This is a genomic window from Nonomuraea sp. N2-4H, assembly GCF_045291505.1.
GTDB lineage: Bacteria > Actinomycetota > Actinomycetes > Streptosporangiales > Streptosporangiaceae > Nonomuraea > Nonomuraea fastidiosa.
Map to the genome: position 1 here is coordinate 2,328,995 of NZ_CP147987.1, position 19,196 is coordinate 2,348,190.

A 19,196-nucleotide genomic window follows, 5' to 3' on the forward strand; every position below is an offset into this window, starting at 1 on the left:
CACACGACCAGCGGCAACACCGTGAAGATCACGATCTACGGCTGCCGTACTAAGCCCACGGTCAGGGGCAGCGTTGCCACCTATGCTGATGCTGCCGGGGTCGGGGCCGATCTTGTTGTGACGGCGTTGCCGACTGGATTCCGTTATGAGGTGGTGCTGCGACACCGCCCGTCCAAGCCGCTGGAGCTCCGTATAGGCGTCGAGGACGAGGGACTGACTCTTTCTCAAAGTGAGGGCGGGCACTTGCTCATGAGGGGCAAGGGCAAGGAGCCGGTTGCCCGATGGGCGCGGCCCATCATGACGGATGCCGGTGTCAACAGGGCCAAGCGCGGGCAAGTCAAGATGGCCTTGGCCGACGAGGAACGTCACACGTCCCTGGTCATCAAGCCTGATCAGGCGCTCCTGGCGAAGCCGGACACGGCCTACCCGGTACGAGTGGCCGCTGCGGTCACCGTGCCTCTCAGCGCCGACATGGACGTGACCACGAACGATACTGAAGACTGGCCCGCGTATCCTGACAACCAGTACCTACTGGCCGGTACGATGACGGGCGGGCTGAAGGCCCGCGTACACCTGCAATTCGACACTACGGGTCTCCAAGGCAGCACGGTGACCGACGCCACGCTGGCGATGAATACCGTCGACAGTCATGATTGCGGTGCCACCCTTGCTGATGGCATCCAAGTGGCGCGGATTACCAGCACGTGGACTCCGGACAACCTCTACTGGGACAACAAGCCCACTTACACGACCGAGGACGCATCGACCAACTTCAAAGGTGTCAGCGGCGACTGCGCCCCTTACCCGGACAGCTTGGACTGGAACGTCACCGGCATCGTTCAGGACTGGGCGGCCGGCGCACCCAACCACGGTTTGGTGCTCAAGTCGCCCAACGAAGCGAACATCGACAATTACCGAGTCTTCACGTCCTCCGAAGACACCGACTTCAACCTGCCGCCCAAGCTGATCATTACGACCAGCGGTCCCGCGTCGGCGCCTGCGATCGCCGGACTGCTGATCACGCCCTCAGAAGTCGTATCTGGGACCACTGTTACGACCTCGCTTACGCCGCAGTTGTCCGCTACTGTTTCCGACACGGTCGACGGCGAACTGACCGGGCAATTCGAGATCGAGCACGACCCCTCCGCGACAGAGCAGGGCAGCGGTCAGATCTGGGCGGGAACGTCAGCAGCCGTCGCTTCGGGCGGGCAGGTCACCGTGTCCGTTCCCGCAGGCAAACTCGCCACAGGATGGAAGATTCGGTGGCGTGGCAGGGCGGCCAACACCAGCGCCGGAACAACATCGGCATGGTCTGCATGGCAATCCGTCACCGTGAGTGCGCCATCGCAGGACCCCGAGCCACAGATAGCCGCTCTGCAGATCGAGCCGTCCCAACTGGTGGACGGTACGATTGTGACCACCTCTCTCACCCCTACGTTGCTCGCTCAAGTCACCGGCAACGGCACTCTCCGCGCGGAATATGAGGTAGAGCATGATCCCGCAGCGACAGAGCAGGGCAGTGGCCAGATATGGGCGGCATCAGTAGACGGGCTTCTTCCTGGATCTCAGGCCCGGGTAACGGTACCGGCGGGGAAGCTGGTCGATGGCTGGAAGGTGCGCTGGCGGGCCAGAGCGGTCGCCGAGGGCGCGAGTTCCGCCTGGTCAGACTGGCAGCTGTTCACCGTACGGACCGCACAACCCGGCGGGGAACCATTGGCTCGGACTGCCGGACCGGTTATCCGCACGGATGGCAGTTTCACCGTTGCGGCATGGTTGCGTTGGGCGGATGATCAAGGCGCCTACAAGGTAGTCGAACAGATGGGGACCCATAAGGCTCCCTTCCTTCTGGGTAACGCACCCGAGCGAGGTCTCATTTTCGCCTTCACGAGCGCTGACGCCGTGGACGCAACGACGGAAACGTTGTTCTCCGATGTGGCGCCTCCGGTCGACGAGTGGTTCCACTTGGCCGGCGTATACGAGGCGACGAGCAGGACCGCCACGCTGTACCTGAACGGAACTGAGATAAAGTCAGGAAAGATCAACTTTCCGGCCTGGAACGCTGAGGGGGCGCTTTCGCTCGGCACTGATATGAGCGGAGCCCTTGACGAGGTACGCCTTTATAGCAAGGCCCTGGACGCAGACGAGATCTCGGCGCTCGCAGGTGGTCCGGGGCAAGGTGGTACAGAATCGCGAAAGCGGACCACCGGCCGGCCGGTGGCTGCGGCCAACAATAACTTCGTGTACGATCGCGTCGGCTACGACGAATGCGTGAACGCGAAAGCGTATCGGAGCGCCTATGTGGCCGCCGGCAAGACCAGGCCGGCCATCAATCCCCGAGGCTACACGAAAAACCACTTCTCCTGGTGCACGAAGCAGATTCCGATGCTCGCCGTCGAGGTGTACAATCGCGCCAGGAAGCAGTGGGAAACAACGGACCTTGCTGCAGCCGAACTGGTGACGATCGGGCGTACCTTCCAAGGAAGCCGCGAGATCGAGTTCGACGTCTATATGCCTCGTCTCAACGATGCGGTGATGGGTACTGCCTTCATGGGCAAGAATTTCACCGTCGGGCTGAATGTGACGGGGGATCCCAGTTCGGCCGCCTGTAAACAGGTGGTGAACAGCCAGTATCCCGCAGTGTTCTCTGGGCCCGCACAGTACTGGGCTGGTCGCAAGGTGACCTTCAAGGTCGAGTCACCCGCGTCTGGCTGGGTGCCGGGGCCGAACAACAGGGAGCTCATCGCCACGTGTACGACCCAGCTCACCTTTACGGCTCCGAGCGTCGTCGGTATCCGGTACAACAACAAAACGGCACAGCAGGTCATCCGCTGCGATTCTGCGGAATATATCACCTGGTACCGGTCGGGGTGTATTTTTGCTCACCTCGTACCGTCCATCAAGCTCCGGCAGAAGCAGTTCCCGAACGCATACGCTCACATTTCCAAGGCGTTCTTGGCGCCGGACACCACCGTTCCGGAGACGAACACGACGGATGAGAGGATCTGGCCTCCCAAGACGAGGGTTCCGTTAGGGACTCCCAAGCTCTTCCCTGGGTTCTCGAAAACCAACACCATTCACCGTCTCTACTGGGATGAAAATCGCATAGATCGAAATAGATGGCGATCGCAGCGGATATGCGGCTACAGATGGCATCCCTGGTGGCAGGGGAGAGATCCCGTGCCTTGGGACCCGGCGGTCCAACAGTGCGACGAGTTCCCCTTCGCCAGCACATACGAAGGATCATGGGCGGTGTGGCAGAAAACGCCTCCTGACGACCCCTGCTGCACATATCCCAAGCGGGCCAACATCACGGTGGACCTGATCCCTGCCCAAGAAAATCAAGCCTGGGGGGCAAACTGGGACACCGGCGGCCTCGGCCGCTTCTACATGGTCGATCGCATCCTGGATGAAGACGATTTCTTCATTCGGCTATATGATTCGAACGACAAGCTGGTGAACGTCAACTGATCATCGGCTGTGCTGGAGTCCGTCCGCTGAGCACATCTTGTGCGGCGGGCGGACTCCAACGTGACGACCCCGTCGCGGTATCAACGATCAGGCCAGAATTGCAGGCGATACATTTCCAAGCCTGATGGAGGGCCGTCCTCGGCGTAGCGCTCGCCCTTGCCTGGCCCCAGGCTGCATCGAACCATCCATGTCCGGTTCGGGGCTCCAAGGTTCAGAACTCGACGCGACGGGCGGCCGAGAGTCTGAACCGGTCGGACAAATCCTGAGCTGCAATACATGCGGCTGGTGATGTCCTTGACCCACCTACCTTGATCACCTGGTGGCCTATCGTCCCAGAGCTCTAGGACGATATCGGCGATATGCCAGTCTGCGGCGCTGCTTTTTATCATCGCTAGGTTGGCCGTCGTGACGAACCAGACTTTTTCATCTCGCAGCCGATGGCCCAGGTCTTCAATTGTCAGCGCGTCAGAGGGTCTATTGGCGGCGCCGTCGCGGTCGACCAGCATAAATTGATATGCGTCTACTTTGATTTCATCTTCGATGCGTTCCAGCAGCTGGGCCATTACTCTTCTTTCGCGTATCCGAGGTGAAGGGTGGTGGGGCAGGAGCGTTGTACGCTTGAAATTGCTAGAGAGTGCGGAGACGGCTTGGTCGCGGACGTCGAGCCGGTGCCCTGGGACATTGCCGTCGAATGATTATACAGAGTCTGTGCTTCTGTTTCTCAGCCGTGATCGAGAGAACTGTGGCCGGCCCGCCAAAAGCACTCGAGGGTGTCCCGGCTCGGGTCATGCTTCCCGTGCACTCGACCGCGGAACCGTTCACGCCGATGAGGGCGAGTCTTCACACGCGACCCAGCAGTGCCTGTGGTCCTGCAAAATGCGATGCACCATCACAGAGCCGGGGTGTCCGGAGCGCACCGGCAAACGGCGCAGAAGTCATGGCGGGCGAGGAGGCAGCCTTGCCGTCTTCTTCGTAGAAGAGGCCGGCATCACGTATCAGAGGCAACCAGCGTTCACTCAATCGACCCTCTTGCAGATTTCCTCTGTGTGTGCGGTGAAGGGTTTCCGGCTGTGTGTTGTTGTTAGACCGTGGGCTTCGGCCGCCATGTCAGAGCCCATGTGGCGGTGTGCTCCACCCCATTCTTCGGTTCAATCGGTGAGCACTGCACCACTCGGGCGGTGATCTGGGATGGGGAGGTCGATCGCCAGGTCTTTGCGGCGAGGGATCTCTTGATTTCGGCCATCCGCAGATTGTTGGACCGGATTTAGGGGCTGTTTGAGGTGTGGATCTTGGTGATCGCCGGAGGCGGTCCTGGCCATGGCTTGTAGAACTCGGATGCGGCGCGCTTTGATAAGACCGATGCCGAATGGGCCTTGATCGAGCCGCATCTGCTGATGGCGGCCACTGGGCCGCTGCCGCGGCGAGTACGTGATCAGTTCAATGAGGCGCCGCCCTCCTGGCCACCACCCGGCCCACCGTGGCCACGACGTCCCGACTCGACAGCGCCGCCACTCACTGATCCTTCCGCACTCCCGCCCGGCCGGGGCAGACGGGCGGGGCAGCGACGGGGATGCGAGCGTCAGCCGGCGGCGTCGAGGACTTCGCGCGGCTTTCGGGCGGAAGGCCCAGGCCGGCCCGCCTGAGCACCCGAGCGCGTTCAACGCCAACGGCCGGCACATCAGCGACAAGCTTCGATCAGCGGTCGATGGCGGCCATGTCGTCCGCGTCGTAGCGCTCGCCGGAGGCCGGAGGGAGGTCGTTCAGGCGGGCGACGTGGCCGGCGGCGGTGTTCTCCGCCAGTCCGGAGACAATCTTGGTGCCGGGGATGGGCGCGAGTCGTCACCCTGGGCGAGCAGCCAGGCCAAGGCGACCTGTGCGGGCGTGGCGTCGATCTCGGCGGGCAGGCCCGGACCTCGTCGACGATGCGCAGGTTGCGGCACCGGCGCGTACACGATGCACTCCATCCTGCGGCGCTCCCTGCAACGCGTCCGCCCGGACGAAATCCGCAAAGCCCACGAGGTGCTGGCCCGGCACTACGGCGAGCGCGAGGAGTTCACCGCCGAGCTAGAGGCCGCCTACCACCCCAGCCACCTCGACTCCAGCGAAGGAGTGGCAGGCCTGGGTCGCGCTGATGGACCGCAGTCTGGCCACCGGCCGCTTCGACCGCTGCCGTGCCCTGGCCACCCTCCTCAGCGACCTGCGCATCGACAGCGACGAGGACAAGGGCCGCTGCCTGTACCGGGTCGCCCGCGCCCACCTCGGCCTCGGCAATTGGGCTGATCAGTGCCTCGCGGGTTGCTGAGTCGGTGATGCCGGCGAGAGCGAGGTACTGGGTGGCGTCAGCTGTGGTGAGGTGGCCGACGAGGCGGTGGTCGATGTACTGGTCAGGGCTGGGGTAGACGGGGCGTTGGGCCATGGCGGGCGGATGCGGCCGGCCGCGAAGGCGATGATCCGGGCGCCGAGGTCGAGGTGGCCGAGCAGGCAGCGCAGCCATTCGTCGCGCATGAGCTTGTCGGCGTGAATGAGGCTGTCGGCGTCACCGATGGCTTCGCCGTAGAACGCTTCGTGGGTGTCGAAGAGGAGCGCGATCCGGGCGTGGTCGGCGGTGGGCTCGTTCAGGTCCTGGGCGAACAGGCGTGGCAGCTCATGCAGCAGATCCGGTTCGGGGACGAGGACGAGGATGTGGTCGGCGTCTTCGTGGGAGAGGCGGCGGCGCATGCGGCGGCGGGTGAAGCTCTCGTCCAGGCGATCGTGGTGTTCTTCGTCACCGGACGTGGCTCGGGTGCGGTCGCGAATGTCGCCGATCAGCACGGCGCGGTCGCCGATCAGCACGGCGCGGTCAGCCGGTGGTCTCGGAGTGCGCCCGCCCGGGTGCGGCCCAGCTGCTCAGCAGCCGCAGCGCGTCGGCGGTGGGGGAGCCGGGCTCGACGTTGTAGACGCACAGCATCTGGTCGGTGTCACCGGGCGGCAGGAAGCTCTCGTACGAGAAGTGCAGCTCGCCCACCTCAGGGTGATAGTAGACCTTGGTGCCGTGGGTACGGCGCAGCACCCGATGGTCGTTCCACCAGGTCGTGAACTCGGGCGAGCGCAACGTCAGCTCACCGACCAGGTCGGCGAGGCGCCGGTCGTTGGGGTAGCGGCCGGCCTCCAGCCGGAGCATCGCCACGGTCTCCGACGCGACCCGCTCCCAGTCGCCCACCCGCTCGCGGGCGGCGGGGTCGAGGAGGTAGTAGCGGGCGAGGTTGCGCTGCGTCGCGGGCAAGGCGTCGAAGTCGGTCAGCACCTGCCGGGCCAGGAAGTTGGCGGCGAGGACGTCCGTACGCCGCCCGACGATGAACGCCGGCACGTGCTCCAGCGTCTGCAACGTCAGGTGCAGCCCCGGCCTGACCCGCTGCGGAGCCACCGGGGCCCGCCGCGCCGGCGTGGGCCGGGCGAGCAGGTCGAGCAGGTGCTCGTGCTCGGCGGGATCGAGCTGCAGCGCCCTGGAGAGCGACTCGATCACCTCGGGGGACGGCGACCCGGCGCGGCCCTGCTCCAGGCGGGTGTAGTACTCGGTGCTGACGCCGGCCAGCCTGGCCACCTCGTCGCGGCGCAGCCCCGGCACCCGGCGTGCCCGGCCGTCCTCGGGCAGGCCCGTCCCGTCGGGGCTGAGGCGGGCGCGCCGGGAACGGAGAAAGCCGGCGAGTTCGCTCTTGCGGTCCATGTCCTCAGTGTCGCGTGATCTCGGGCGGCCGGGCCGCGCGTAAGTGGCCCTGCCAGTACCTGTCTCCGCAATACCTGCCCGCGCAGGGCCTGCTCAGGCCCCCTTTCCGCAGGGTTTCCGGTGGTGTGCTTGACGTGGGCCGCAAAGCCGGTCCGGTTCACGTTCGTTCTCCACCTGAGGGGTACTCGATGTCCATGATGTCCACCACTTCCGGCCCGCGCACCTACCGCGCCGCCCAGGTCGGCACCGCCGGCGGCCCGTTCAGCATCGTCGAGCGCGAGCTGGCCGAGCCGCAGCCCGGGCACGTCCGCGTCGCCGTCGAGGCGTGCGGGGTGTGCCGGTCCGACTCCGGCTTCGTCAACGCGGGTTTCCCGAACGTGTCGTTCCCGCTGGTCACCGGCCATGAGATCGCCGGGCGCATCGACGCGGTCGGCGACGGCGTCGAGGACTGGAACGCCGGTGACCGCGTGGCGATCGGCTGGTTCGGCGGCAACTGCGGCACCTGCAGATCCTGCCGCGCCGGCGACTTCATCCACTGCACCCGCATGCAGGTGCCCGGCTGGGCCTACCCCGGCGGCTACGCCGAGTACACCACCGTGCCCGCCTCCGCGCTGGCCCGCATCCCCGACCAGCTGAGCGCCGTCGAGGCCGCGCCCATGGGCTGTGCGGGCGTCACCACGTTCAACTCGCTGCGGCGCAGCGCCGCGCGGCCCGGCGACCTGGTCGCCGTCCTCGGCATCGGCGGGCTCGGCCACCTGGGCGTGCAGTTCGCCAACAAGCTCGGCTTCGAGACGGTCGCCGTCGCGCGCGGCGCGGACAAGGCCGACACCGCCAAGCAGCTCGGCGCCCACCACTACATCGACTCCAACGCCGGTGACGTGGCCGGGCGGCTCCAGGCGCTCGGCGGCGCGAAGGTCGTGCTCGCCACCGCCGCCAGCTCCGAGGCGATGACCGCGGCCATCGACGGGCTCGGCAACGGCGGTGAGCTGATCGTGCTCGGTGCGACGCCCGAGCCCATCCAGGTCAGCCCGTTCCAGCTCATCTCGGCCAGCAGGACCGTGCACGGCCACCCGTCGGGCACGGCGAGCGAGGTCGAGGAGACGATGCGGTTCGCCGCGCTGACCGGCGTGCGGGCGCTCACCGAGACCCGGCCGCTCGAGGACGTCGCCGCGGCCTACGACCGCATGATGTCCGGCCAGGCCCGCTACCGCATGGTTCTCACGACCGGCCGCTGACCGCCCCTCCGCCCGCGCTTCCACTTCCACTTCCACTTCCACTTCCATTTCCGCTTCTGCTTCTGCTTCCGTCGGTGGCCGTTCCCGTTTCCTGTCCCGTCGGCGGCCGTTCCCGTTTCCTGCCCCGTCGGTGGCAGGAAGTGGGGGTCCTAATGTTGTCCCGTCGGTGGCGGGAGGAGGGGCGGGTCCTGTCTCCTGGTGGCGGGAGGTGCGGCAGTGGACTCCGGTCTCGCCCGTGCGATGACGTACGCCGTCCGCCCCTGGATCGACTCCGGTGGGTGGGCGTCGTGCGCGCCTCCGGTGGCACTACGCTGATCGCGTAGGAGATCGCCGGATCTGACGGGGGACCGCCGTGACCGCCCATCGTGCTCCCGACCACCCGAAGCTGGGTGATCATCGCGTTCTCGACCGGCTGGGCGAGGGCGGCCAGGGCACGGTCTACCTGGCGGAGTCGCCGGGCGGGGCGCGGGTGGCCATCAAGGTGCTGCACGCCTCGCTCGCCGCCGACCCGGAGACGCGCCGCAGGTTCCTGCGCGAGGCCGAGGTCGCCGGGCGGGTCGCCCCGTTCTGCACGGCCAAGGTGCTCGGCACGGGGCTGGCGGGCGAGCAGCCGTACATCGTCAGCGAGTACGTGCCGGGGCCGTCGCTCGACGAGCTGGTCAAGCGCGACGGCCCGCGCACCGGCAGCGGTCTGGAACGGCTGGCGGTCGCCACGCTCACCGCGCTGGCCTCGATCCACGCGGCCGGCATCGTCCACCGCGACGTCAAGCCGGGCAACGTGATCCTCGGCCCCGAGGGGCCCGTCCTCATCGACTTCGGCATCGCCAGGGCGCTCGATGCCCGCACCAGCAGCGGCCTGGTGGTGGGCACGCCGTCGTACATGTCGCCCGAGCAGCTCTCCGACCAGCGGCTCACGCCGGCGTCCGACATGTTCTCGTGGGCCGGGACGATGGTGTTCGCCGCGACCGGACGCGCGCCGTTCCGCGCCTCGACGGTGCCCGCGACGCTGCACGCCGTGCTGCACGGCGAGCCCGACCTGACGGGGGTGCCCGAGCCGCTGCGCGGGCTGGTGGCGGCCTGTCTGGCCAAGGATCCTGCCGCGCGCCCGTCCGCCGGCCTGCTGCTGCGCGACCTCACCGGCGGCGAACGACCGGCGGCCGGGGCATCGGGGCCGGGCACGCTGGTCGATCTGCCGACCGAGCCCACGCGCCGCAGACGTCTGTCGGGCAAGTGGGCCGGTGCGGCGGCGGTCGCGGCGGCGCTGCTGGTGACGGCGGGTGTGCTGGTGGCTCCTTCGTGGTTCGATACGAAGGCCGCGGCCGTCCACCTGGTGCCGGGCCCGACCCTCGACGTGGAGGCGTACGAGCACATCGACGTCGCCGACGCGTTCACCGCCGACACCACGGGCCGCTACACCGCCTACGGGCCGTTTCCCGACAACGAGGTGCTGCCGCGCACCTCGGCGGGCGGCGGGGCCTGCACCGGCACCGGCGACAGCCCGTACTTCGGGCTCATGGCCGGGCCCGTGCTCTCCTCCGGCCAGGCGGTGGTGACGGTGACGTTCGGCTCGTTCGCCGCCACCGGCGCGGAGGAGGACAGCGTCTTCGTCGGCTGGATCAAGGACGCCGACGACTACATCACCGCCTGGTACAACAACAGCCGCGGCACCACCGGCTTCGACGTGCGGGTGGACGGCGAGCTCCGCACCGACGTGCCCGTGCAGATCCCGCACCGCTTCAGCCCGGGCGAGCGCCTGGCGCTGGTGCTGTCGGAGGCGACGATCACCGCGTACGCCGAGCACCAGGGCAGGTTCCAGCGGCTGCACACCGCGCCCATCAACGGCCTGCTCACCACCGACGAGGAGAGGCGGAGCTACCGCTACGGCTTCGGCCTGCGCGCCACCAGAGGCACGGTCTCGATCAGCCGCCTGGAGGGCCGCAGCGTGGAGGGCTGAGCCGGATCGAGACCTCGGCCCGGTCGCCGGTGACGGGGAACGGGCGAGGATCCTCGTGACCCCGTGTGACCTGCTGATATGCGCGTACAAGGCGGTCTGCGGCCTGGTTGGCGCTCCAGGTCGATGGCCGAAGTGGTGGTGACATTGGGATAAGTTGTCCGATGGATCATGATCGATCTGCGTCACCCCAGAAGGAAGATGAGAGTGACCAATCGTCTGGCGCGTTGGGTGGCCGGGATCCTGGTGTCGCCGGTCATCGTCTCCTGTTCCGCGCCGGTCACCGACCCGCTGCTGAAAGACCCGGCCCAGTGGCCGCTGATGACGTTGCGAGGATTGACCGAACACGGAGAGCTGCCCGAGCAGGCCGAGCACCCGCTGGCGCAGATCAAGGTCGGCTCCTACGACATGATCGCCTGGGTCAACTCCGAAGGCCATTGCGGGCTGTCCGGCTCCGACTGGACCCTCGACCTCGACCTCACCGCCAACCAGGGCCATCCGGCCCGGCAGCAGGGCTTCTCCGGGCCCATGGAGGCGGCCGTCAGCGGTTCGCGGGAGAGCGAGGCCAGCCTGTTCTGCACCCGTACCAGGATGCTGATCAGAGTCGAGGGGCAGACGAGCGACCCGTTCGTCTCCGGAGACGCGGTGGCGCAGATCGTGGACGGCGGGCTCAACGCCGTCGTCGGCCCGCAGGAGGCGCAGCGGGAGTCCCTCCCGCGCGCCCCCATCACAGTGGCGGGTCCCGGCGTCAATCCGCTGGTCTGAGCATCGGGGTCAGCGCGCCGACGGCAGCCGCGGCGCGTGGCGGGCCGGCTCGAGCCGCTCGTGGAAGCCGCCGTCGGGGGAGCGGACGATGACGCCGCTCTCCACGCCGTGCTCGGCGGCCTCCCGCTCCGCCTGCCGCAGCGCCAGGCAGATCCACCGGGTGACGACGAAGGCGACGACGGGGCCGAGGAACACCGCGTACCTGAAGAAGATCGTCACCGCCTCGACGGTCAGGTGGAAGTGGTGCGCGAGCTGGTCGTTGGCCGCCGCCGCCCACAGCAGGCCGTAGAAGGTGATGCCGGCGACGGCGAGCGCGGTCTTGACGGGCTTCTCGCGCGGCCGGTCGAGCAGGCCGGGCGGGGGCAGCGGCCGTCCTCGCCGCGCCGCGACGATGCGCTCGATCATCGGGTACGCGGCCAGCGCGCCGAAGAACGCGCCCGGCACCATCACGGTCGGTACCAGCACCGCGAGGCTGAGCGTGTAGCCGCCGACGGTCAGCTCCCAGCCCGGCATGATCCGCAGCGCGCCGTCGAGGAACCCCATGTACCAGTCGGGCACCGCGCCCGCCGAGATCTGCGTCGGCCTGGCCGGGCCGTACAGCCAGATGGGGGCGATCTGGAAGCCGAACCCCAGGATGACGAGCATGCCGGCCGTGGCGGCGGCCATCAGCGGGCGGCCGCCGCGGCGCACCGGCAGCGCGGCGACGAAGCGCGTGTGGCCGTTCCTGCGCAGCATCAGCTCGCGGGCGATCAGCAGCGCGCCGATGACGAGCGACAGCAGCAGGTGCCCGCCGTACAGGACCGGGACGACCTGCTCGCCGGGGAAGCCGGAGCCGAACAGCAGGGACGCCAGCCACGTCCCCACCACCGGCACCGACTGCAGGACCGAGACCATCAGCCACAGGCTGCCGCCCGACAGCATGTCGTCGGGCAGCGCGTTGCCGGTCTCGCCCGCGAACATGCCGAGCCCCAGCAGCGCCACCCAGATCAGCCACTGCCGCGTGCGCGGCCGGCGGAACGCGCCGGTGAGGAACATGCGCAGCAGGTGGAGCACGACCGCCGCCACGAACACCAGCGCCGCCCAGTGGTGCATCTGGCGGATGAGCAGGCCACCGCGCACCTCCAGGCTCAGCTGCATGGCCGAGTCGAACGCCCGGCTGACCAGGACCCCGCGCAGCGGCCCGTACGAGCCGTCATAGGTGACCTGGGTCATGGCGGGGTCGTAGAACACCATCAGCACGGCCCCGGTCACGGCAAGGACGACGAACGACCACAGGGCGATCTCGGCGAACATGAACGACCAGTGCGAGAGCTGGACCGAGCGGCTGACCGGCGATGAACGCATACGGGCCTCCCCTCCGAGGTGGTTACACCGTGGAGACGGCATAGCGCCGAGATATGTGACGGAAAGACAGGCTTTGGTGGCGGTGATCCGCGTCACTTACGCGCCGACCTGGCGATACGCCTGAAAGGCCGGGAAAAAATCGGTCGCCTGGACGGGCGGCGGACGGCACCATATCGAGGTCTGCGTCGGCGATCGGGGGAGGGCGGATGACTGTGCCGGAGACCGCGGAAGATCCGTCCGTAAGGAAATCGGCGATCGGGCTAGCGCTGCGCTACTACGCCGGCGAGATGCGCCGGCTCTGGCCGATCGCGGTGCCCACGCTGCTGCTGCCCGCGCTGGGCAACATCTGCCTGTACTACCTCGCGCCGCTCGCCGTGGCCGGGCTCGTCGGCCATCTGGCGGGCGACGGCGACGGCACGCTGCCCGCGCTGCTGCCGTACGTGCTCGGCTTCGGCGGCCTGCTGCTGGCCGGCGAGACGCTGTGGCGGCTTGGCCTGCACTTCATGAACCGCACCGACTCGCGCGGCGTCGAACGGCTGGCCATCATCGGCATGGACGAGCTGCTGGCCAAGGACGCCGCGTTCTTCCACGACAACTTCGCGGGCGCGCTGACCAAACGGGTGCTCGGCTTCGCGAACAGGTTCGAGGAGTTCGTCGACACGCTGACGTTCTCCGTCATGGCCAAGCTCGTCCCGCTGGCCTTCGCCTCCGTGGTGCTGTGGCAGTATCACCCGCTGCTGGTGGTCGTGCTCATCGGCCTGCTGATCGTCACCGGGGTGATCGTCGCGCCGCTCATCCGCCGCCGCCAGAAGCTGGTGGACGCGCGCGAGGCCGCACGCGTGCACGTGTCGGGCCACGTCGCCGACGTGCTGTCCAACATGGACACCGTACGCGCCTTCGCCGCCGAGCGCCGCGAGGCCGCCGAGCACCGCGTCAAGCTCGCCGAGCAGCAGCGGCTCACGCTCCGCTCGTGGGACTACGGCAACCTGCGGGTGGACACCGTCGTGTCCCCGCTGTCGGTCCTCGGCAGCTCGCTCGGCCTGCTGCTGGCCGTGGGACTGCGGGGCGGGCTGGGCGTCGAGGCGATCGTGGTGACGTTCACGTACTACACGAACGCCATCGGCATCATGTTCGAGTTCAACCAGATCTACCGGCGCATGGAGAGCATCATCACCGAGGCGGCGCAGTTCACCGAGCTGCTGCTCACGCCGCCCAAGGTGATCGACCCGCCCGACCCGCTGCCGCTGCGTCCCGCCGACGCCTCGGTGCGCTTCGAGCGGGTGACGTTCTCGTACAAGAGCGGCAGCCCGCTGTTCGAGGACCTCGACCTCGACATCCCCGCCGGCGCCAAGATCGGGCTGGTCGGGCAGTCGGGCGGTGGCAAGACCACGCTCACCCGGCTGCTGCTGCGCCTCATGGACATCGACTCAGGCCGCATCCTCATCGGCGGCCAGGACATCTCCCGGCTGCGCCAGGCCGACCTGCGCAGCCTCATCGCGTACGTGCCGCAGGAGCCCGCCATGTTCCACCGCACCGTACGCGACAACATCGCCTTCGCCCGGCCGGGCGCCACCGACGCCGAGATCAAGGCCGCGGCCGAGGCGGCGCACGTCATGGAGTTCGCCGACTCGCTGCCCGACGGCCTCGACACGCTGGTCGGCGAGCGCGGCGTCAAGCTCTCCGGCGGCCAGCGGCAGCGCATCGCGCTGGCCCGCGCCATCCTGCGCGACGCGCCGATCCTGCTGCTCGACGAGGCCACCAGCGCGCTCGACTCCGAGAGCGAGATCCTCGTCCAGGACGCGCTGTGGCGGCTCATGCAGGACCGCACCGCGGTCGTGGTCGCGCACCGGCTCAGCACGGTCGTCCGCATGGACCGCCTGGTCGTGCTCAACAAGGGCGCCATCGTCGAACAGGGCACCCACGCCGAGCTGCTGGAGGCCGACGGCGCGTACGCCCGCCTGTGGCGGCATCAGTCCGGCGGCTTCCTGGTGGACGACGACGCGCCCGGCGCGCTCTCCCACTGACCGCCGCCGGTCAGCCGCGGATCGGTGAGACCCCGGCTACCGCGGGGGAGCGTGGTCGCGCAGCGCGGCGCGGGCGCGGGCGGCCATCGCCTCGTCCACCATCTCGCCCTCGAACACGATCGCGCCCGCGCCGCGCGCCTGCGCCGCCTCCACGGCGGCGACCAGCCGGGCGTAGCGGTCCAGCTCCTCGGGGCCGGGGAGAAGACCTCGTTGATCACCGGTACGTGCGAGGGGTGGATGGCCAGCATGCCCTCGTACCCGAGCGAGCGGTTCTGCTCGGCGAAGGCGCGCAGCCCGTCGAGGTCGCCGATCGCGGTCCACAGCCCGGCGACCGGGCACGGCACCCCGGCCGCCCGCACATCGAGCAGCACGCGCGAGCGCAGCTCCAGGGTCTCGGTCCCCGACGGGCTCCACCGGTAGCCGACCGCGCGTTCCACGTCGCCGCCCTTGCCGGTGACCGCGCCCAGGTAGGCGACGCGCGGCGCGGCCCGCCCGATCTCGTACGCCCCGCGCAGCGCGGCGGCGCTCTCCAGCAGCGGTACCAGCGCGACCCGCCCCTCGGGCATGCCGTGCTCGCGCTCGCACCAGGTCAGCATGCGGTCGGCGAGCACCACGTCCTCAGGACCGCGGGTCTTGGGCAGCAGCACGCCCGCCAGGCCGGGGCGGGCGACGGCGCGCAGGTCCTCGGCGGCCGCCCAGCGGTCGAGCGGGTTGATCCGCACGAAGATCGCCATCGTGCCCGAGGCGTTCGCGACGGCCTCGGCCACCCGCTCCCTGGCCGCCGCCTTCCCGCTCTCGGGGACGGCGTCTTCGAGGTCGAGCACGGCGGCGTCGGCTCCGGCTGCCTCCGCCTTGGCCAGCCACTCGACCTTGTTCCCCGGCACGAAGAGCAGCGAGCGCAGCTTGGGACGGTCAGATGACACCGCGCTTCTCCAGGTCGTCGATCTCCCGGCCGTCGAGGCCGAGCCATTCGCGGTAGACGAGGTCGTTGTCCTGCCCGAGCGCCGGGCCGGTGCGCCAGACGTTCCCCGGCTCGCGGTGGAAGTGCGGCAGCGCCGCCTGCATGCGGACGGGGCCCAGGTCGGGGTCGTCCACGGTGACGATGTCGCCGCGTTCGGCGTAGACGGGGTCGGCGGCGATGTCCGCGACCGTGAACACCCGCGAGGCGACCACCTCGGCCTCGGCGAACGCCCGCAGGCACTCCTCGGTGCCGCGCGCGGCCACCCACGACCGCAGCTCGCGATCCAGCCGTTCCCGGCCGGCGAGCTGCTGCTCGGTGGTGGCGTACTCGTCCTCGGGCAGGCCGAGCAGGCGTACGACGTTCAGCACCGAGCGGCGCGTCGCCGACGTCACGGTGATCCAGTCGCCGTCGCCCGACAGGTACGTGTTGATGACCGCCGCAGGCGCCACCGCGAGCTGGTTGCCCGACCTGCCGGGCACCACGCCGAGCTGGTCATGGGCGATGACCTGCCACTCGACCAGCCGGAACAGCGGCTCGAACAGCGCGAGGTCGATCCACTCGCCGTCGAAGTCCGGGTCGCCGGCGCGCCGGTGCAGGGCGGCGAGCACCGCGTACGCGCCCATCAACCCCGTCACCGCGTCGCCGTGGGAGAACCCGGTGTGCACCGGAGGTCCGTCCGGGAACCCGGTCAGGTGCACGACGCCGCTGCGCGCCTCGCCGACCTTGCCGAAGCCGGGCGCGTCCGCCTTCGACGACGTCGCGCCGAACCCGGAGATCTGCAGCAGCACCGCCTTCGGGTTGATCCGGTGCACGGCCTCCCAGTCCAGCTCCCAGGCCCGCAGCCGGGACGCGCGCAGCGTCACGATCACCACGTCGGCCCAGGCGACGAGCCGGTGCGCGACCCGCCGGCCGTCCGGATCGTGCAGGTCCAGGGTCACGGAACGCTTGTTGCGCCCGGCGACCTTGAACCACAGCGGCACGCCGTCCTTGGTGGGGCCCATGGCGCGGGCGGCGTCGCCGCAGCCCGGCGGCTCGACGTGGACGACGTCCGCCCCCTGGTCGGCCAGCATGGACCCGGCCAGCGGCCCGGCGACCACGTGAGCGAACTCCACCACCTTCAGTCCACGCAGTTGCCCGCGCTGTTCAGAGGCCACGCATGAGCTCCTTCGTCCGGTACGGCTGGCTTCATGGTGCCCATTCGGAGAAATGCAGGTCCAGCACGAAATTTCGATAAATTCATGCGCTTATCGCATAGGTAGCTGTGTGCCTGCAGGCAGGGTGGGGCGGACAGCGGGTGATCCAGGAGACGCCGGTGCGGTGAGACGGGTCTGCGGGTGATCCGGCCCGCCGGTGCGGTGGGGCGGGTCAGCGGGTGATCCAGGAGGCGCCGGGCGGGACGTCGCGGCCCTCGGCGCGCGCCTCCTCCAGCAGGTCGAGGAAGGCCGCGGCGGCGGGCGGCAGCGTACGGCGGGCCCGGACCACGACGTCCAGCCGCCGCTCGACCACGGGCGCGACCAGCTCCCTGTGCACCACCCGGCCGGGCCCGAGCAGCGGCAGCACCAGCGCGGGCAGCGCCGACACGCCCAGCCCGGCCGCGACCAGGCCGCCCACCGTGGCCACGTTGCTCGCCTCGGCCGCCGGCGCCGCCCCGGCCCCCGCCTGCGCGAACGCCGCGTCGGTGAGCCGCCGGACGCTGGACTCCGGCCCCACCGCGAGGAACGGCTCGGCGGCCAGGTCCTCCCAGGTCAGCTCGTCACGTTCGGCCAGCGGATGACCCTCGGGCAGGACGGCGCGGAACCGGTCGCGGATCAGCGGACGGTGTTCGAGCCGGTCGGATGCGGCCCCCACGGTGGTCACCGCGAAGTCGGCGTCCCCGGAGAGCACCCGGCCGAGCACGGCCCGCTCAAGCCCGTCCATGATCCGCACGCTCACCTCGGGCCGCTGCCGCCGGAACGCGGAGATCAGGCCGGGCAGCAGCACGGCGGCCACGGACGGCAGCGTGGCCATGGCCACCACGCCCGACTCGCCGAGCAGGTACCGCCGCAGCTCCTTCATGCCGGAGCGGTGGGCGTCCACGATCTGCTCGGCCACCCGCAGCGTCTCCACCCCGGCGGCGGTGAGCTGCACGTTCCTGGTGTCGCGCTCCAGGAGCCGGACGCCCAGCACGCGTTCGAGGTCGGCGACGGCCCGGCTCAGCGTGGACTGCGAGAGGTGAAGCTGCGCGGCGGCGGCGGTGAACCCGGCCGACTTGGCGACGGCGACGTACGCGGCGAGCTGCCGCAGAGTGGCATCCACGCCCGCAACTCTTGCGCATGCTGCATGGATAAATCCAGTTTTGATGGTGGACGCGAAACGCGGGGTGCTCGGACACTTGCCCGTAACCTCCCGGACCCGGAAAGGACCCCGATGATCGCGCTCCTGGGTTTTCTCACCATCGGCCTGTTCCTGGCGCTCACCATGACCAAGCGCATCTCGGTCCTCACCGCCCTGGTGCTCGTGCCGGTGGCGGCGGCGCTGATCGGCGGGTTCGCGTCCGACCTGGGCCCGATGATCCTCGAAGGCCTCGGCAAGGTGGCGCCCACCGGCATCATGATCGCCTTCGCGGTCCTGTACTTCAGCCTCATGATCGACACCGGCCTGTTCGACCCGCTGATCCGGGGCATCCTGCGCCTGGCCAAGGACGATCCGCTGCGCATCGCGGTCGGCACCGCCGTCATCACGATGTGCGTGGCGCTCGACGGCGACGGCGCCTCCACGTTCCTCATCACCGTCTCGGCGCTGCTGCCCGTCTACCGGCGGCTCGGCATGAGCCCGCTCGTGCTCACCGGTGTGGTCTGCCTGGGCGCGGGCGTCATGAACATGGTGCCGTGGGGCGGTCCGACGGCCCGCGCGATGGCGGTGCTGAAGCTCGACGGCTCGCAGGTGTTCACGCCCGTGCTGCCCGCGATGGGGGCCGGGATCGCGTGGGTGCTGGTGGCGTCGTTCCTGATCGGGCTGCGCGAGCGCCGCCGCCTCGGGACCGTCGCGCTGCCCGCGGATGCGCAGGCCGGCCCCGCAGAGGCGCGGGCCGTGGGTGACGGTCCCGGCACCCCGCTCGCCCCGGCCCGCAAGGGGCGGCTGCTGACCGCGTTCAACCTGGTGCTGACCCTCGCCCTGCTGGTGTGCCTGGTGCTGCAGGTGATGCCGCTGCCGGTGCTGTTCGTGCTCGGCTTCACCATCGCCGCCGTGGTCAACCTGCCCACCTGGGACAAGCAGCAGGAGCTGCTCGAACGGCACGGCAAGAGCGTCGTCCTCGTCACCACCATGATCTTCGCCGCGGGCGTGTTCACCGGCGTGCTGACCGGCACCAAGATGATCGACGAGATGGCGACGGCGTTCGTCGGCCTCATCCCCGAGTCCTTCGGCGGGCACCTGCCGGTGCTCGTGGCGCTCACCGGCATGCCGCTCAGCCTCGTCTTCACCCCCGACGCGTACTACTTCGGCGTGCTGCCCGTCCTGGCGCAGACCGCGAGCGGCTTCGGCATCGACTCCGCCGAGATCGCCAGGGCGGCCATCCTCGGCCAGATGACCACCGGCTTCCCCCTGAGCCCGCTCACCGCCGCCACGTTCATCCTCGTCGGCATGAGCGGCGTGCAACTCGGCCAGCACCAGCGCTTCATCTTCGGCTGGGCGTTCGCCACCACGGCCGTCATGACCGTGGTCGCGCTCGCCACCACCGCCATCTCACTGTGAGGAGTCCCCGCCC

At 69.2% G+C, this 19,196-nt stretch carries 14 protein-coding genes; 7 read left to right on the top strand and 7 right to left on the bottom strand.

Going from position 1 to position 19,196, the window contains the following annotated elements; genetic code table 11:
• The first annotated feature begins 21 nt into the window (after nucleotides 1-21).
• On the top strand, nucleotides 22-3,468 hold the full coding sequence (locus WBK31_RS10595) for a DNRLRE domain-containing protein (RefSeq protein ID WP_406674725.1): 3,447 nt from the start codon (nucleotides 22-24) through the stop codon (nucleotides 3,466-3,468).
• A gap of 80 nt (nucleotides 3,469-3,548) precedes the next feature.
• On the opposite strand, the gene WBK31_RS10600 is transcribed toward WBK31_RS10595, so the two are convergent.
• Nucleotides 3,549-4,031 carry a hypothetical protein gene (locus WBK31_RS10600; protein WP_364068047.1) on the bottom strand — a complete coding sequence of 161 codons (483 nt, stop codon included), beginning with the start codon at nucleotides 4,029-4,031 and terminating at the stop codon, nucleotides 3,549-3,551.
• Between the two features lie 1,568 nt (nucleotides 4,032-5,599).
• Here WBK31_RS10600 and WBK31_RS10605 point away from each other — a divergent pair.
• Nucleotides 5,600-5,770: a hypothetical protein gene (locus tag WBK31_RS10605; protein ID WP_406674726.1), complete on the top strand. Its 171-nt coding sequence runs from the start codon at nucleotides 5,600-5,602 to the stop codon at nucleotides 5,768-5,770.
• Here WBK31_RS10605 and WBK31_RS10610 read toward each other — a convergent pair.
• Together WBK31_RS10610 and WBK31_RS10615 are read right to left on the bottom strand one after the other, a co-directional pair.
• Complete coding sequence (locus WBK31_RS10610) at nucleotides 5,749-6,300, bottom strand: hypothetical protein (protein WP_406674727.1); 552 nt, start codon at nucleotides 6,298-6,300, stop codon at nucleotides 5,749-5,751. The genes WBK31_RS10605 and WBK31_RS10610 overlap by 22 nt on opposite strands.
• Before the next feature lie 7 nt (nucleotides 6,301-6,307).
• Nucleotides 6,308-7,171, bottom strand: a complete 864-nt coding sequence (locus WBK31_RS10615) for a helix-turn-helix transcriptional regulator (protein ID WP_364068044.1) — start codon at nucleotides 7,169-7,171, stop codon at nucleotides 6,308-6,310.
• Between the two features lie 188 nt (nucleotides 7,172-7,359).
• On the opposite strand from WBK31_RS10615, the gene WBK31_RS10620 reads away from it, so the two are divergent.
• The 3 genes from WBK31_RS10620 (at nucleotide 7,360) to WBK31_RS10630 (ending at nucleotide 11,122) form a co-directional block, all read left to right on the top strand.
• Entirely contained in the window at nucleotides 7,360-8,406 is a 1,047-nt protein-coding gene (locus tag WBK31_RS10620; RefSeq protein WP_364068043.1) for an alcohol dehydrogenase, read from the top strand.
• Between the two features lie 352 nt (nucleotides 8,407-8,758).
• Nucleotides 8,759-10,360, top strand: a complete 1,602-nt coding sequence (locus tag WBK31_RS10625; RefSeq protein WP_378789895.1) for a serine/threonine-protein kinase — start codon at nucleotides 8,759-8,761, stop codon at nucleotides 10,358-10,360.
• A gap of 204 nt (nucleotides 10,361-10,564) precedes the next feature.
• Nucleotides 10,565-11,122 (top strand): hypothetical protein, encoded by a 558-nt coding sequence (locus WBK31_RS10630; RefSeq protein ID WP_364068040.1) that lies wholly within the window; start codon nucleotides 10,565-10,567, stop codon nucleotides 11,120-11,122.
• A gap of 9 nt (nucleotides 11,123-11,131) precedes the next feature.
• On the opposite strand, the gene WBK31_RS10635 is transcribed toward WBK31_RS10630, so the two are convergent.
• Nucleotides 11,132-12,466 (bottom strand): cytochrome bc complex cytochrome b subunit, encoded by a 1,335-nt coding sequence (locus WBK31_RS10635; protein ID WP_406674728.1) that lies wholly within the window; start codon nucleotides 12,464-12,466, stop codon nucleotides 11,132-11,134.
• Between the two features lie 206 nt (nucleotides 12,467-12,672).
• Here WBK31_RS10635 and WBK31_RS10640 point away from each other — a divergent pair, with 206 nt between their 5' ends.
• Complete coding sequence (locus WBK31_RS10640) at nucleotides 12,673-14,490, top strand: ABC transporter ATP-binding protein (protein ID WP_378789889.1); 1,818 nt, start codon at nucleotides 12,673-12,675, stop codon at nucleotides 14,488-14,490.
• On the opposite strand, the gene WBK31_RS10645 is transcribed toward WBK31_RS10640, so the two are convergent.
• The 3 genes from WBK31_RS10645 to WBK31_RS10655 form a co-directional block, all read right to left on the bottom strand.
• On the bottom strand, nucleotides 14,436-15,413 hold the full coding sequence (locus WBK31_RS10645) for an HpcH/HpaI aldolase/citrate lyase family protein (RefSeq protein WP_406674729.1): 978 nt from the start codon (nucleotides 15,411-15,413) through the stop codon (nucleotides 14,436-14,438). The two genes, WBK31_RS10640 and WBK31_RS10645, sit on opposite strands and share 55 nt — an antisense overlap.
• A complete protein-coding gene (locus tag WBK31_RS10650; RefSeq protein WP_378789887.1) occupies nucleotides 15,403-16,605 on the bottom strand; it encodes a CaiB/BaiF CoA transferase family protein in 1,203 nt (400 codons plus the stop codon). Before WBK31_RS10650 ends, WBK31_RS10645 begins: the two co-directional genes overlap by 11 nt.
• Nucleotides 16,606-16,816: 211 nt before the next feature.
• Nucleotides 16,817-17,746: a LysR substrate-binding domain-containing protein gene (locus tag WBK31_RS10655; protein ID WP_364068035.1), complete on the bottom strand. Its 930-nt coding sequence runs from the start codon at nucleotides 17,744-17,746 to the stop codon at nucleotides 16,817-16,819.
• 111 nt (nucleotides 17,747-17,857) lie between these two features.
• Here WBK31_RS10655 and WBK31_RS10660 point away from each other — a divergent pair, with 111 nt between their 5' ends.
• Nucleotides 17,858-19,183 (top strand): citrate:proton symporter, encoded by a 1,326-nt coding sequence (locus tag WBK31_RS10660; RefSeq protein WP_364068034.1) that lies wholly within the window; start codon nucleotides 17,858-17,860, stop codon nucleotides 19,181-19,183.
• The last annotated feature ends 13 nt before the right edge of the window (nucleotides 19,184-19,196 follow it).